14 protein-coding genes are annotated in these 14,528 nt (G+C 44.9%); 4 read left to right on the forward strand and 10 right to left on the reverse strand.

All coding sequences use genetic code 11. The annotated features are described in order from the left end of the window. Positions 1 to 363: 363 nt before the first annotated feature. From A3K86_RS01875 to A3K86_RS01900, 6 genes are read right to left on the reverse strand one after another with little or no spacing between them, the layout of a single operon-like run. Positions 364 to 1,146: a heme ABC transporter ATP-binding protein gene (locus tag A3K86_RS01875; RefSeq protein ID WP_068326844.1), complete on the reverse strand. Its 783-nt coding sequence runs from the start codon at positions 1,144 to 1,146 to the stop codon at positions 364 to 366. After that, the gene (locus A3K86_RS01880) at positions 1,143 to 2,180 is read right to left on the reverse strand and encodes a FecCD family ABC transporter permease (RefSeq protein WP_068326847.1); all 1,038 of its coding nucleotides are present in this window, start codon (positions 2,178 to 2,180) and stop codon (positions 1,143 to 1,145) included. Before A3K86_RS01880 ends, A3K86_RS01875 begins: the two co-directional genes overlap by 4 nt. Before the next feature lie 36 nt (positions 2,181 to 2,216). Then, positions 2,217 to 3,050, reverse strand: coding sequence for a heme/hemin ABC transporter substrate-binding protein (locus tag A3K86_RS01885; protein ID WP_068326849.1), 834 nt, complete (start codon positions 3,048 to 3,050; stop codon positions 2,217 to 2,219). Next, the gene (locus tag A3K86_RS01890) at positions 3,050 to 3,469 is read right to left on the reverse strand and encodes an ExbD/TolR family protein (protein WP_068326851.1); all 420 of its coding nucleotides are present in this window, start codon (positions 3,467 to 3,469) and stop codon (positions 3,050 to 3,052) included. Before A3K86_RS01890 ends, A3K86_RS01885 begins: the two co-directional genes overlap by 1 nt. Then, entirely contained in the window at positions 3,466 to 4,164 is a 699-nt protein-coding gene (locus A3K86_RS01895) for a MotA/TolQ/ExbB proton channel family protein (protein WP_068326854.1), read from the reverse strand. The genes A3K86_RS01890 and A3K86_RS01895 overlap by 4 nt, the downstream gene beginning before the upstream one ends. A 3-nt stretch (positions 4,165 to 4,167) precedes the next feature. Then, positions 4,168 to 4,899 carry an energy transducer TonB gene (locus A3K86_RS01900; RefSeq protein WP_068326858.1) on the reverse strand — a complete coding sequence of 244 codons (732 nt, stop codon included), beginning with the start codon at positions 4,897 to 4,899 and terminating at the stop codon, positions 4,168 to 4,170. 445 nt (positions 4,900 to 5,344) lie between these two features. On the opposite strand from A3K86_RS01900, the gene hutW reads away from it, so the two are divergent. The 3 genes from hutW to hutZ all read left to right on the forward strand — a co-directional run bounded on the left by hutW (position 5,345) and on the right by hutZ (position 7,982). Further along, complete coding sequence (gene hutW / locus A3K86_RS01905; RefSeq protein ID WP_068330119.1) at positions 5,345 to 6,724, forward strand: heme anaerobic degradation radical SAM methyltransferase ChuW/HutW; 1,380 nt, start codon at positions 5,345 to 5,347, stop codon at positions 6,722 to 6,724. Positions 6,725 to 6,774: 50 nt separating this feature from the next. Continuing rightward, positions 6,775 to 7,293 (forward strand): heme utilization cystosolic carrier protein HutX, encoded by a 519-nt coding sequence (gene hutX / locus A3K86_RS01910; protein WP_068326861.1) that lies wholly within the window; start codon positions 6,775 to 6,777, stop codon positions 7,291 to 7,293. A gap of 131 nt (positions 7,294 to 7,424) precedes the next feature. After that, complete coding sequence (gene hutZ / locus A3K86_RS01915) at positions 7,425 to 7,982, forward strand: heme utilization protein HutZ (protein ID WP_068326865.1); 558 nt, start codon at positions 7,425 to 7,427, stop codon at positions 7,980 to 7,982. Positions 7,983 to 8,065: 83 nt separating this feature from the next. On the opposite strand, the gene A3K86_RS01920 is transcribed toward hutZ, so the two are convergent. Beyond that, on the reverse strand, positions 8,066 to 11,260 hold the full coding sequence (locus A3K86_RS01920; protein WP_084406466.1) for an efflux RND transporter permease subunit: 3,195 nt from the start codon (positions 11,258 to 11,260) through the stop codon (positions 8,066 to 8,068). Continuing rightward, entirely contained in the window at positions 11,260 to 12,366 is a 1,107-nt protein-coding gene (locus A3K86_RS01925) for an efflux RND transporter periplasmic adaptor subunit (RefSeq protein ID WP_068330122.1), read from the reverse strand. The genes A3K86_RS01920 and A3K86_RS01925 overlap by 1 nt, the downstream gene beginning before the upstream one ends. Positions 12,367 to 12,529: 163 nt before the next feature. Between A3K86_RS01925 and A3K86_RS01930 the strand changes: the two genes are divergently transcribed. Then, positions 12,530 to 12,928: a hypothetical protein gene (locus tag A3K86_RS01930; RefSeq protein ID WP_068326868.1), complete on the forward strand. Its 399-nt coding sequence runs from the start codon at positions 12,530 to 12,532 to the stop codon at positions 12,926 to 12,928. 88 nt (positions 12,929 to 13,016) lie between these two features. Here the strand turns inward: A3K86_RS01930 and A3K86_RS01935 are convergent, their stop codons facing one another. Both A3K86_RS01935 and torD read right to left on the reverse strand, forming a co-directional pair. Further along, a complete protein-coding gene (locus A3K86_RS01935; RefSeq protein WP_068326871.1) occupies positions 13,017 to 13,562 on the reverse strand; it encodes a hypothetical protein in 546 nt (181 codons plus the stop codon). A 272-nt stretch (positions 13,563 to 13,834) separates the two neighbouring features. Then, positions 13,835 to 14,485: a molecular chaperone TorD gene (gene torD / locus A3K86_RS01940; protein WP_068326874.1), complete on the reverse strand. Its 651-nt coding sequence runs from the start codon at positions 14,483 to 14,485 to the stop codon at positions 13,835 to 13,837. Positions 14,486 to 14,528 lie beyond the last annotated feature (43 nt).

The raw sequence follows: 14,528 nt of genomic DNA on the forward strand, positions 1-14,528 counted from the left end.
TCCGTACGTTAGGTTCATCACCTAATGACTCTTTCGAGTGTATTTATTCAGCGCGATATAAACGCTAAAAGCCGCTTCTCTGATGAGCGGCTTTTCTATTGATCTTTAAAATCGCGTTACATTGTTAATCGCTTGCGTTCACATTTTACTGAGTGTAGCGCACAGTGCAACGTTTCTGTGCCTCAAGGTGGCAATACTTGATAAACATCAACATTAATAATGTAAACATTAGAAAATTGATGCACCTTTATGCATTTGCTTGAGAGAGGGTTGTTAACGCCTGTGATTAGATCAATCAGAGTATGTCTCAATATTTCTGATGCGCATCATACAGGCGTTTAATGATAGAAGTAATGATTTGCTTTAAAGAATGACGGGGTGATCATTCACAGGGTGAGAAGTCACTGTGACAGGCCAACCATAAACTCGCTCAATAGTTTGAGGATTAAGTGCTTGCCATGCATCGCCATCTGCTTGAATTTTACCTTGATTGACGATAACAAGCCTATCAGCATATTGCGCCGCTAAGTTTAAGTCGTGCAATACGATAATCACAGCTGCACCTTGTGCCGCCATTTCTTGGGCGATTTGTAGCGTCTTATGTTGATGGGCAAGATCAAGCGCTGAAGTTGGCTCATCCAGCATTAAAATTGCTTTATCGTCGGCTTTACTTAGCTGGGTTAATACCCTTGCAAAATGCACTCGCTGCTTTTCACCACCAGAGAGTGATGGGTATAAACGTGATGATAGCGATGTCACGTCTGTCTTTTCCATCATTTCAGTCGCTATAACTTTAGAATCGCGTTTGGTGAGTGATAATGGCAGCCCACCCAGTTCGGCAACTTCTTGTGCTGTGAAAGCGAAACTTAAGCTACTGTGCTGAGGTAATACACCTAAATATTTGGCTAGTTGACGAGGTTGCCACTCGTTTTGAGGTTTATCTAGTAAGTTAATTTTTCCACCGGCTTCAAGCTCACCGCAAAGCACCTTTAGCAGGGTACTTTTACCAGCACCGTTAGGACCAAGTAGAGCGGTAATTTCGCCATGATGAATATCGATAGCGAAGTTATCCAGCAATGTTTTACCACCTAAAGATAGGTTCAGACCTTGGGCTGAAATGGCAACGTGTTTTTCAGCCGCAATCATGATAGGCGTCCTTTTTGTTTAACTAATAAGAAGATAAAGAATGGCGCACCCAGTAATGCAGTAATAATACCAACAGGAAGTTCAGCAGGAGCTGCAATAACGCGCGCTACCATATCGGCAACCAGTAGAATTAGCGCGCCCAGTAATGCAGATAACGGGATCAAAGTCTTGTGGTTAGGTCCGGTAAGCATGCGGCCTAAGTGAGGAATAATCAGACCAATAAAGCCAATAACACCGGTTAGCGAAACACAAACGCCAACGCCTGCGGCACACAGTAATATTAAGCTGCGTTTAAGTCCTTGGACATTCACGCCCATGTGTTTAGCTTCGGCTTCACCAAGTAAGAATGCGTTAAGCGCATTTGCTTGACGATCAAACAGCCACAGTAATAGACCTAAGGTCGAGAAGGCGAGGGCAATACCCGGCCAAGTCGCCCCGGCAAGAGAGCCCATAGACCAGAGTGCTAAATCACGAAGTGCCTGATCGTCCGCCAGATAGTTCATTAGACCTAGCGCAGCGCCAGAAAGTGCGCCAATAGCGACACCGGCCAATAACATCACGGTGACCGATGTGCCATGCTTGCTGGTACCCAGTTGGTACACTAGCCAAGTGCTGGCAGCACCACCAATAAATGCCATGATTGGCACTGTGCCTAAGGTTAATAGAATTGGAAAGCTTGCGGATAACGAGCCAAATAGCACAATAGCTAATGCTGCACCTAAGCTGGCACCACCGGATACACCTATGATGCCAGGATCGGCTAGTGGGTTTCTAAATAGCCCCTGCATTACAGCACCACAAATTGCCAAAATAGCGCCAATAGCGATACACAATAAGGTGCGTGGCAGACGAATTTGATGAATCACAATTTGAATATGCGCAGGCAATTCATTTTGCCACGGCGTCAGGGCTTTAAGGCTCTGTCCAAAGGAGATCGCCATTGGGCCGACAATAACGGATGTAACAACCGCCAGTAGTAATATGCTTAGCCCGACAGGGAAAACAATTTTTGTTGGTAATCTGTGCAACTGCATAATGACACTAAATAAACAGGGGAGATAATGAGTTAATTAAGGGTAGAAAACTTGGTTTAGGCGCTCAGCCTCGCTGAGGCTCTTTAGACCTAGCCCGCCAATCAGTGCGGTACCATCAATCACTACCACCGCTTTTTTTGCACCCGCAGGCGTTGCTGCAAGCAGTGGCATTTTTTCTAGTAAGCCGTCAGCTTGACCAATGCTGTTGTAAGTACGGCTACTTAGCATGATCACATCTGGCTGCATCTCAACCATTGCTTCGGTAGAAATCGGTTTGTAAGATTCGATTTGCGCTGCTGCTGGGTTAACAGCACCCGCAAGGCGGATCACTGTATCTGCAGTTGTGTTATTACCACCAACGGTAGCAGGGCGACCTTCATGGATTGATAGAAACAGTACGCGGATTGGCTGCTTTACACTTTGGTTATTAGCCTTGATGTTAGCGACTTGCTGGTTAACCTTTTGTTTTAGGTTAACTGCTTCGCTTTCTTTACCTGTGATACGGCTAATGGTGTCGATACGCTTTAAGAGATCCGTTACGGTTTCGCCTGAATTGACGATATCAATTTCAATCCCAGCTTGCTTAACCATATCTAACGTGGTTTTGGGACCCATTTCTTCTGAACCTAAAATGCGAGTTGGCGTTAGGGCGATAAGGCTTTCAGCAGACAATGCTCGATGGTAGCCGAGCTTGGGAATGTCGTTGCTTACCATCGAGCGGCTGGTGGCATCTACAGCAACGACTTGGTTTTGTGCGCCCATAGCGTTAATCAACTCAGTAATGGCAGAGCCTGCGCTGATAATTCGCTCGTTCGCCCAACTGTTTGTTGTTGCAAGTAAAAGTGTTGTGGCAAGCACTAAGCGTTTCATTATTTTTCCTCTTCCATTAGTAGTTGAGTTGCTTTGATTTGATGTTGTTGAAGTAGCGCCAATAGCTTGAGCATCTGTTCAACAGACGCGCCTTTATCTGCACCAATCACAATCGGTTTGTTTGGATTTGCTTTGACCTGAGTTATCAGATCGGTTTCAAAGCTTTCCCAATCTTCTGACTCTTCACCTTGCAAAGCCCAGTAAGGTGCTTTTGCAAGTAAGTTAATGGTGATGGGATCCGCTTGGGTTTCTTCCAACACTTCGGTACTGGTTTGCGGTAGGTCAACATCCAAAGATTGGATTTTCACGCTGGCGGTAAGTAACAAGAACACCATGACAATGAAAATAATATCGAGCAGTGGTGTTAAGTCTGGTTTTAACTCATCGGCATCCCTGGCTTGGTTATTGGTTCGGATCATGCGCTAGCCTCAGGCATTTTTGCATCGGCTGTCATGTGCTTGGTTACTGATGTTGGGGTCTCTGCGTTGAGGTTAATTCCTTCGATCCACAAGTTACAGTGGTTAAGCGAATGCTCTAGCTTTGCTGTCACGTTATCTGCCCATAGGCCCAGTAGCTGTGCGCCAGTAATCGCAGGCAGGGCGATGATCAAACCTGCTGCAGTTGTTCGCATCGCAAGTCCTAGACCATCAGCAAGATCATTGGGTGTTACCGCACCAGAAGATGCTGCAATACCTTTAAACATCTCAATCAAACCCAACACTGTGCCCAGTAGGCCAAGCAACGGGCTGATCACACCGATTAACGCTAAGAAACGTAATCCAGCACGAAGTTGTTTACGTTTTTGTTGTAGCCAAATACCTGCTGCATCTTCGCGCAGTGGTTTATCAAAATGACGATGAGCAATCAGCATTGCCACACCCTTATAAAGCAAAGGGCGCTTTGTTTTTAAATCGGTTGCCAGTTGATCGAGTTGGCTTTCGTTATGGCGATCTTGCATTGCAAGAAGTGCATTGATTTTTGAGTGACCAACACCTGTGCAGAGTAAAACTTGGATACTGCGTTCAAGCAGAATCATTAAGGTCATTGCAGAACAGAAAAATAAAGGCCATGCCATAAGACCAAATTGGTCTAGGTAGGTGGTAAGCGCGTTCATAACTTAATCCAACTTGAAACGAACAGGAATTTGTACACGGTGGGCAATGGCTTGCCCGTCAATAATATGGGAAGAAAACTTCCAGTCTTTAATTGCTGCAATAGCAGCGTCATCAAGAACGTTAGCGCCTGATGATTTAATCAAGCGTTGTTTAACTTGTTTACCTGAGCTATCAATCCAAATTTCAACCAGAACTTGTCCTTCAATACCACGTCGTTTTGCTATGCGTGGGTACTGCACTGGACTAGGGCGCGTTGCAAACGTAGGTTGAGATACCAATTTAGGTTGGCTATTTACCCCTGAAGAAGCCTGATTTTTCACTTGTGGTTTCGACTGTTCAGCCGTTGATTTAACGGTTTTCTCTACTTTCTTTTTAACGGGCTTCGTTTCTTTTTTGACGACCTTTCTCGGTTCAGGTTTTGGCGTAGGCTTTGGAGGCGTCTTTTTCGGTGCGACTTCTTTTTGGGTCTTAACCTTTTTCTTCACTAGTTTTTTTTGTTTGGTTTGAACTGGTTGCTTTTTAACAACGGGCTTCACTTCCGGTTGAGGTGTCGGAGTCACTTCTTGTACAGGTTGCGGTTTAGGTTGCGGAACAGAAACAAGATTTAAGGACACACGCGTAGACTCTGCGCCGACAGGCATTGCCATAACGGTTTTAGTCGGCACCGCAGAGAAGATGATGGTATGAAAAAGGATCGACGCTGATCCCGCTAATATGTATCGCTTAATGTTCACTGGTTTACTCGCTGAGTTATCGCAGTCTTGATGTCGTCGTTGAGTGTTATATCAACTACGTCATTTGTTCGAATGAAATCCATTATCCACGAAAGGCGAATAATATCAATTATCATTTGCAATATTATTTGAGTCTGAATATGATGCCTACACAAACAAGCCAGACCACTAAGCGAACATTCGCTTACATCATAAAAAACAAAGAGATAGCAGCATAACTTTACTTATACAAAACGACATGCTGTCTGCTCTAAAGTGGCTGGAAATTAGTCAGTCTGTCACAAGCTCAACACTATGACGGTGTAAGCCTGTCTTGATGGTTCAATGATGGGTGCACCCAGATTGATAGAGCACGTTGTTAATACCTTTCTAATCAATAGCTTGATTAGAAAGTATGAAGGCGTTGCTCGTTGCCAAAGAGGTTGGGGAGACCCAGCAAAACGTTATGAAACAGAGATTTCAAACAGTCGAGCCTTTAGACTCAACATTACTAACACCTGAGGCTGTTGGTATTGCTACACCTGATCCGTTGCGTTATGCCTTTGCGCAAAAGCGTTCAGCGCATGCTGGTGGTGGTGCAAGTATGGTTGATGCTGAGCAGCATCAATCCGTTGCAAATCAAGTATTGAATAATGCCCAAGGCGCGAAAGGTAAGCGTTGCTTGTATGTACACGTGCCATTTTGTCGTGTGCGTTGTACTTACTGTAATTTCTTTCAGTATGCTTCAAGCCAACAACTGATTGAAGATTACTTCGCTGCTCTAATGGTTGAGTTAAAAACCAAAGCTGCGATGCCTTGGACACAAGCTGCGCCATTTCATGCGGTTTATATTGGTGGTGGTACACCAACGGATTTATCGCCAGCGCAAATAAAGACGCTAGGCCAAATGATCCGTCAGCATTTCCCGTTAACGCCAGATTGTGAGTTAACCCTTGAAGGGCGTATTAATCGCTTCACCGATGAGCTTTTCGAATCTGCTCTCGAAGGTGGTTTCAATCGCTTTTCTTTCGGTATTCAAAGCTTTGATACTCAAGTGCGCCGTAAAGCAAAACGCCTAGATGACAGAGAAGTGGTACTTAAGCGTGTTCAAGAATTGAGCGCGACTGATGCTGCGCCAATTGTGATCGATTTGCTTTATGGATTGCCTTTCCAAGACCTTGAAGTATGGCAACAGGATTTAGCGGACTTTTTAGAAAGTGGCGCTCATGGTGTCGATCTTTATCAATTGATCGAAATGGGCGGCACACCAATGAAAGGGATGATCGAAAAAGGCAAATTGCCTATGCCAGCTGATACCGCAACTAAAGCGACCATGTTTGAGTATGGCGCGGCATTTATGGATAAGCATCACCTTCGTCGCCTAAGTGTTAACCACTGGGCGCGTGATAATCGTGAGCGCAGCTTGTACAACAGCTTGGCAAAAACCTCGGCAGAAGTTTTACCGCTAGGCGCAGGTGCGGGCGGTAATCTTGGTGGTTATGGTTTCATGCAGCATCGTACGTTGGATAAATATATCGAAACCATTAATAACGGCGATCTACCTTTGATGATGGTAACTAAGTCATCACCTCAAGCTGCAATTAACGCCAGCATTAAAGCGAATTTTGATCGCGGGGTTGTGTCAGCGTTCGAAGTAAATAGTGCTGCGGGTTACGACGTGTTTAATGCGTGTAAGCCATTGTTTGAAGCTTGGCAGGTTAATGGTTTAGCTAAGCTTGAAGATCAATATTTAACTTTGACGTTAGCAGGGCAATTTTGGGCCGTAACTATGGCCCAAGCCATGATTCAGCTGCTACCTCATATTCAAGTTCAGCAAGCAGCGTAAGTATTTAGGCTTGTGTTGTTGGTAAAAAAGTATAAAGAAGAGAGACGACTGTGTACGCATCAAAATCATTTGAGATCGTAAAAGAACAAGTTGCGGCAATTTTGGCTGAAGATCCAAAGCTTCACGCTGGCGCGATTGCTCAAACATTAGAGATCACTGAAGGTGAAGTGATCTTTGCCTTCCCACAAGAACTGCAACAACGCATTTCTGGCGAATTGGCTAAAACTATTTTAGAAGACTTACCATCATGGGGCCCGGTTACAACAATCGTACACTCGATGGGCTCGATTTTTGAAGTAAAAGCGCCATTCCCGAAAGGTAAAGAAGCGCGTGGTTACTACAATTTGATGGGTAAAGATGGTGAGCTACATGGTCACTTACGCTTAGATTTAGTAACGGACATTGCGTTAGTAAGTAAGCCATTTATGGGGCAAGAAAGTTACTTCATTGGCTTTTTTGCTGAGCAAGGCGAATGCGTATTTAAGGTGTACCTTGGTCGTGATAAAAAACGTCAGCTGTTCCCAGAACAAATTGAGAAATTTAACCAACTAAAACAGCAGTACAGCTAAAACAGACGTTTTTAAAATAACATACAACCCGCACCGTATTGCTCACGGTGCGGTGCAACACCCAATTCCATCAAAACGTAATAATGATTCGATAATCGATGGAATGGTTATAAAAGCTTAGGAGATATAGGATGAGTCAGGTTAAACAAGAGCGCTTACAGAATCGTTTAGGTCCAGAGATTAAAGAGTTTCGTGAGTCTTGCCTTACGCTACAACTGGCAACGGTTGATGCAGATGGCAAGCCAAATGTAAGTTATGCGCCATTTGCTTTACTTGATGATGGTTACTACGTACTGATCAGCCAAATTGCTCGTCATGCGCGTAACCTATTGGAAAACCCACAAGTGTCTTTGATGATGATTGAAGATGAAGGCACAGCAAAAACACTGTACGCTCGTAAACGACTAACTTTTGAAGCGGATGTTTCTGTGGTCGAGCGTGAGACTGAACGTTGGGCAGAAGCTGTGGCAGGTTTGAAAACACGTTTTGGTGAGATCATTGATGGTCTGAGTGGTTTGGAAGATTTCAAAATGTTCCGCCTAGCTCCAACGCAAGGTCTGTTTGTAAAAGGCTTTGGTCAAGCATTCCAAGTATCTGGTGATGATTTGGTTGATTTTGTTCACCTGACCGAAGGTCACCGTCGAATCAAAGATGGCAGTGAAGTGGAATCGCCAACTGAAAAGCTATAATTATTGAGTGTAATTCGCGCATAAAAGAAAGCCAGCAATGACGTTAATTGCTGGCTTTTATTTTGCTGGAGGCTACGGCTAGTCTAGGCTTCGCTTACCTCTGGCGTCAGAGCCTGATTCTTGGGTTGAACCTGTGTTAACGCCTCGTGTGGGCCTTCTGTTTCTTCTTTACTCTCTGCTGCTTTGCGTGAATGGTCGTTTGCGCTATCACGCCCCAGCATTAACAAACACGGGGTGAGAATGAGCGTCAGCATAGTGGCAAACGCCAACCCGCCTGCGACAGCAGTGGCAAGTTGCGACCACCATTGGGTACTCGGCGCCCCAAATTCCACATGGCGATTGATAAGGTCGATGTTCATTTCCAACACCATAGGCATCAGACCTAATATGGTTGTTACCGTCGTCAGTAATACAGGGCGTAAACGTTGCGCCCCTGTGTGCATGATGGCGGTGACTTTATCGTAACCCCGTTTGCGAAGTTGGTTAAACGTATCGATTAAGACGATATTGTTATTTACCACAATCCCCGCTAATGCAATGACACCAATACCTGACATGACAATGCCAAATGGGCGTTGGAATACGAGTAAGCCAAGGAACACACCAACGGTTGAGAACAGCACTGCGCTCAAGATAAGGAACGCTTGGTAGAAGCTGTTGAACTGAGTAATTAATATCAGCCCCATCACAGCAAGCGCCACCATAAATGCCCATTGTAGGAAGTTTGAAGATTTGTTTTGTTCTTCATTTTTACCACGAACATCGGCGGTCACTGTATTGCCTAAATCTAACTGCTGAAGCGCAGTTTCAATTTTAGGAAGCTCAAGACTGAGGTTATAACCCGGTGCCATATCGGCTTTCACTTCAAGCACTCGACGAGCATTTGTGTGGTGAATGCTGTTTTGCTTTGGTGAAGGCTTCACTTGTGCAAAGTTGGTCATTGGGATCAGGCCGTACAGTGTTTTTACTCTTAGCTCATCGAAGCGACCAATATCCCGTTCGTTCTCTGGGTATCTGACTAAGATATCAACTTCATCATCGGTATCGTCAGGTAAGTACTCACCAATTTTCAAACCGTTTGTGACGAATTGAACGGTATTACCAACCAAAGTGGCATCAGCGCCGAAGCGGGCGGCGTCGTCACGCTTGATGTTGATTTCCCAATCAATCCCCGGTTTATTTCCTGTGTCAGAAATGTTGGTGAAAGCAGCGTTCGATTCAAGCCAATTACGTACCTTAATAACCGCTGGTTGTAGCTGACTATTATCACGAGCAGCGATCTCAATCACTACATCATGATCGCTTGGCGGACCCGCTTCTGGGAATTTAAACTCTAACTCAACACCTGCAAGATCAGCGGTCTTTTCACGCAGTTCAGCGATAATCTCTTTGATTGGCGGGCGGTATTGCCAATCGTATGGGTTAAATTGAATTTGCCCGATTTCATCTTTACCGCCAGTTTTGGTATAGATGCTTTCAATACCTTCAGCGTTAAGCACGCGTTGTTCGATGCTTTTCATTAAGGCATCTTTTTCGTAGATCGAGAGATCGCCGTGAGAACGTGCTTTTAAGGTGAAGTGGGGAGGATCGACATCTGGGAAGAACACCGCCCCTAAGCCTGCCACGCTATAGCTGTATCCAATGACACCAGCGAGGATAAACGCCGACAGCAGTATCTTGAGCGGGTGCTTAATGACGGTCGCTAGGGTATTAAGGTATAGCTTAGTGATCCCAGTGGCTTGTGAAAAATCGCCATTTTCGAGTGCAATTTTCCGCTGTTGATCTTGCTGACTGACGTATTGTGGTTTACCGATAACGCTACCAAGCACTGGCACAAATACCAATGCCATGACCAGTGAAGCGGTAAGTACCGCAATCAGGGTTAATGGCAGATAACGCATGAATTCGCCGGTGGTGTCAGGCCAAAATAGCAGTGGACCAAAGGCGGCAAGGGTAGTGGCTGTTGATGCGGTGATCGGCCAAGCCATTCGTTTTGCTGCCTCACGGTAGGCTTGGCTACGTGGGATGTTTTCTTGCATTCGGCGCTCAGCATATTCGGTAACCACAATGGCACCATCGACCAACATACCGACAGCCATGATGAAAGAAAACAGCACCATGTTGTTAACCGTCACGCCACTGACCGCAAGAACTAAGAGCCCTGTAAGGAAAGAGCCTGGTATTGAAATACCGACCAAAATAGCGGTTCGCGAACCTAGGATAGCGAGGATCACCACAACCACCAGAATGATGGCTGATAAGATGTTGTTTTGCAGGTCATTGAGCATCATCTTGACGTCTTTAGAGCTATCAAGGGTGTACTCGACCAATAAATTATCAGGCCACTCTGGTTGTTTTTGTGCTTCAGTGATGACGGCTTTTACAATCTCGACCGTTTCAATGATGTTTTCACCAGCGCGTTTTTTCACGTCGAGTGCGACCGCGGGTTGACCATTTAAACGAGCAAAGCTGTCTGCGTCGCGAAACGCTCGCCGTACAGTGGCAATATCACCAAAGGTGACCACTTTACTACCATCCACTTTGATTGGTAGCTCTAAGATGTCTTTGAGCGAATCAAACACCGAAGGGACTTTGACAGAAAATCGTCCTGTGCCGCTATCAATAAAGCCAGCAGCCACAACACGGTTGTTACGAGAGACAAGATTGAAAACATCATTCTGATCTAAGCCATAGCTTTCCATAAGTAGCGGTTCGACTAAGATCTCAACGACGTCTTCGCGATCGCCGACGATTTCTACTTCCAGCACTTGGCGATAGCTTTCGAGTTTGTCTTGTAGCTGGCGGGCGATTTGAATGGTGGTGCGCTCTGGCACTGTGCCGTAAAGCACCATAGATAAAGCAGGGAGTTCACCAGCAAGCGTAATTTCATTGACCGTGGGTTCGTCGCTGTCATCGGGGAGTTTTACTTTGGCGATATCAACGGCTTCGCGCACATCCGTTAATGCTTGTTCTAAGTTACTACCGGCATTAAATTCGAGCACCACCGAGGCGTGACCTTCTGAAGACGTCGAAGTCATTTCCTTCACGCCTTCGATGGATTGTAATTCTTTCTCTAACGGACGGACGAGTAAACGCTCGGCATCTTCAGGGCTGATCCCTTGGTGAGAAACCGATACATAAATAATAGGGATCGTGATATCTGGGTTAGATTCTTTAGGGATCACCTGATACATGGCGCCACCAGCAATCAGGATTAACACCAATAAAGTGATAACGGTCCGTGTTCTACTTAATGCTGCTTCTATGATTGAGTACATTATTCACCGCCTGTATTTCTTACTGAAATGACGGTGTCACCATCGCGAACGAATCCTTGACCAACGGTAATGACATCAACTTTATCGCCAAGCCCGCCTAACCATACCGCGTCAGGATCAACCTTAACGACTTCGATAGGTGCAAACACCACTTTGTCATCAAGACCTAAGGTTTTGATGCCAAGGTTGCCTGTTTCGTCCAAAGCTAACATTGAGGGCGTGACTTTAATTGCTGTTTGGCTTGCGAGAATCAAATCAACTTCTGCGCTAATCCCTGCGGCATAAGTGAACTGTGGGTTAGGGACTTCAAGCTCGATTGGGAAAGTATTGGTTTGCTCAGATGCGATGCTGGCCTTGTAGCGTAGCTTGGCGTTGAGCTTATCACCAGTTGATAGTTTTACATCTGCCGCTTGTCCTTGGCTTATGCTGCGGATGTGACGTTCACTGACATCGGCAGTGATAACCAGAGGATCAAGATCAACGACAACAGCAACAGGATCGCCCACGCCCAAATAATCGCCTTGCTCAACATGGAGTAGCTCCACCACGCCATCGAAAGGGGCGAGAATGCGAGTATTGCCTAGCGCTAATTCTAGATTTTTCACACTCGCTTTTGCTTCAACCAAGGCGGCTTGGGCCTGAACAAGTGCGACTTCATTTTGTAATCCGCGCTCACGCAGTGATTTTGCTGCATTGTATTCTTTAGAGCGTACCTTTAATAAGGCTTGCGCACGTTGTAGTTGCAGCTCACGGTCGGCTTTGTTTAATTGCACCAAAGCTTGACCTTGTTTTACCCGCTGACCTTTGCGGATTAACAGCTTTTCAACGCTACCTGACACTTCCGCTCCTAGTGTGGCTTTTCTATCTGGTGCCGTTCGGCCATAAAGGGAAATAGTACGAGTGATTGGTTGAGCATGAACCGTATCGACTTTCACTTTAGCCAGTGGGATCTCTTGTTTAGCATCGGTAGCTGGAGCGGAGGAGAGGGAAACATCATCAGAAGGTGAACTCATGATGCCAGATAGTAACCATAAGGTGATCACGGCAATAATGATGATTGAAAGTACCCAAGGTCGTCGGGTGAAAAAAAGCTTAATTGACGTCATAAGCCACTGTCCTTGTGAGCGAATTTTCATCATGTTAACACGCATTAAAATGCCATGTCTGTTATGGAACTAAATCTATGAGGTATAGGTAGTAATTTCTTGAAATCCACAATTTTCGTGTGATAATTATGTCATTAAAACCTAGCAAAAATGGATTGTTCTCATGACCATAAATACGAATAGAAACGGTGTTTGGTTTGCTTATATTGCGACCTTTCTAACGCCTTTCACATTAATGATTTCAGGTATCATTGCGATTATTTATTCTGCATATCAAATGAATAAAGGCACTGATGACGTGACTTACAGCCATTACTACACCATCATCAAAACATTCTTCTTGTTCTTTACTTTTTTTGTGGTGCTAGGTGTAACGGCGGCGACAACCAGCGGTATGGTTGCGGGTGCAGAGTATTGGGTTCACAGCAGCATTCTTGACATGATTCGTCATGCTATCCCATACATTGGTGCTGGTATTTCTTTTGCTGCGATTTGTTTTTGGTTTGTGAAAATCAGCAAAGGCATGATGCGTTTAAAAGCGGATGAAGCAGTAGAGATTTAACGCTTTTTCATCTAGCAAAAAAATTATGAAGCCCGCCGAGCATTATGTTCGGCGGGCTTTTTATTTGTATGTAGCAATAGTTTTTAACCTAACGCATCTGTTGAATTAGACGATCAAGATCATCAAACAAAGCTTTGGTTTTCGGATCTTGTTTTGTCATAGCATTGATAGTGGCTAAACGTAGCGAGCTTTCCATTTTGTTTAACTCAGGATCAGACATGATGGCATGACGCTGTTCAGCGAGCTCTGCCTTTGCATCATTAAACTCTTTGATCAGCGCTTGTTGCTTTTCTTGCTTGATATCAGCCGAGCGGATTTCTGACTGGATTTCTTTAGCTCGGACTAGGAAAGCATCAGGGTCATAACCTAGTTGGTTAGCTTTATTCTCGAAAGCACGTTCAAATTCTAACTGTTGTTTTTGCAGCTCAGGGTTAGCTTGTAGTGCTTCACGCTTTATTGCCGCTAGCTCTTGTTGGATTTCACCAACCTTATTTGCTGCTCGTTGTTGCTCGATAAGAGAGTCAGCCGATACTGGGCTTGCGTGTACTGTTGTGATTATTGAAAACGCAGCAATGGTTAATGCAGCAAACAAAGGTTTGAAGAACTGGCGAAGCGAATCTGTGGGTACAGTCATGTTGGCTACCTTTTGTTGGGCTTGTTATTAGCTTTTAAGATGCAATAAGCCACAAACATAATTGTCAGTGAGGTGTCAGAGAGTTTGACTGTAAGCTGAATGTATAGAGAGTTAGGCTTTGAGAGAAAGCTTGAAGCAAGGAAAGGCTCAGGATCTCAAGGGAAAAGAGTGGGGGCCTAGAAAGAAAAAAGCTGGCAATCCAATTGCCAGCAAGGGAGATAGTGTCGTGATTTGAATGGTGAAGTTCAAAAGCACGAGGACTTATTATTCGATTATTCTTCGCCTTTAAGGAAAGCTTGGTCTAGCTGGCAGAAAGCAACCAAAAGGTTAACCGCTGCGGCATAGAAACCAAACTTGTCACGAGCTTGGCAGTCTTTCAAAAACTGTGGCAGCCATGACATTAGCATTTCGTCGATGAATTTAAGCTGCGCTTGCATCACTTCTTCACGTAGCTCATCGTCTTGTTGTTGGTTAGCAAGAATGATCAAGTTACCTAAGAAATCCAATTGGATTGCAAGGTGATCTGCTGGCTCGTTAAATTCTTTACGTTGCGCGATTTCGTATTGGTTAAATAGCGCATTCATATCTTGTGCTGGTTTATCGTTTAATAGACCAGACTTACCTAAATAGATAGACGCGTAAGGTAGAGCGCCGGATTTAGGCGTACTTAGGAATAAGCCACAGAAATCAGCTGCGAGTTCAAGTTGCGCATCTTCACGGTTTTGTAGTCGTGTGATGGCATCACGGAAACCGTCAACTGGTGCTTTAAGCTCGTCAGTCATACCTAGACCAGACAAGAAGGTGTACATTTCGCCACCAAAGTAATTATCTAGATCTTGTTGGGTTAACTCACGGGCGATTAGTGAAGACATCCACCAGTAAATTTCAGCACGTTGCTCGTTGAAAGCAATAAATTCTTGCATGGTTACTCCAAGACAGTATCACCGAAGCCGAAAGGCTAGGGCA

Source organism: Photobacterium jeanii, from assembly GCF_001650345.1.
In the GTDB taxonomy this organism is placed as follows: Bacteria; Pseudomonadota; Gammaproteobacteria; order Enterobacterales; family Vibrionaceae; genus Photobacterium; species Photobacterium jeanii.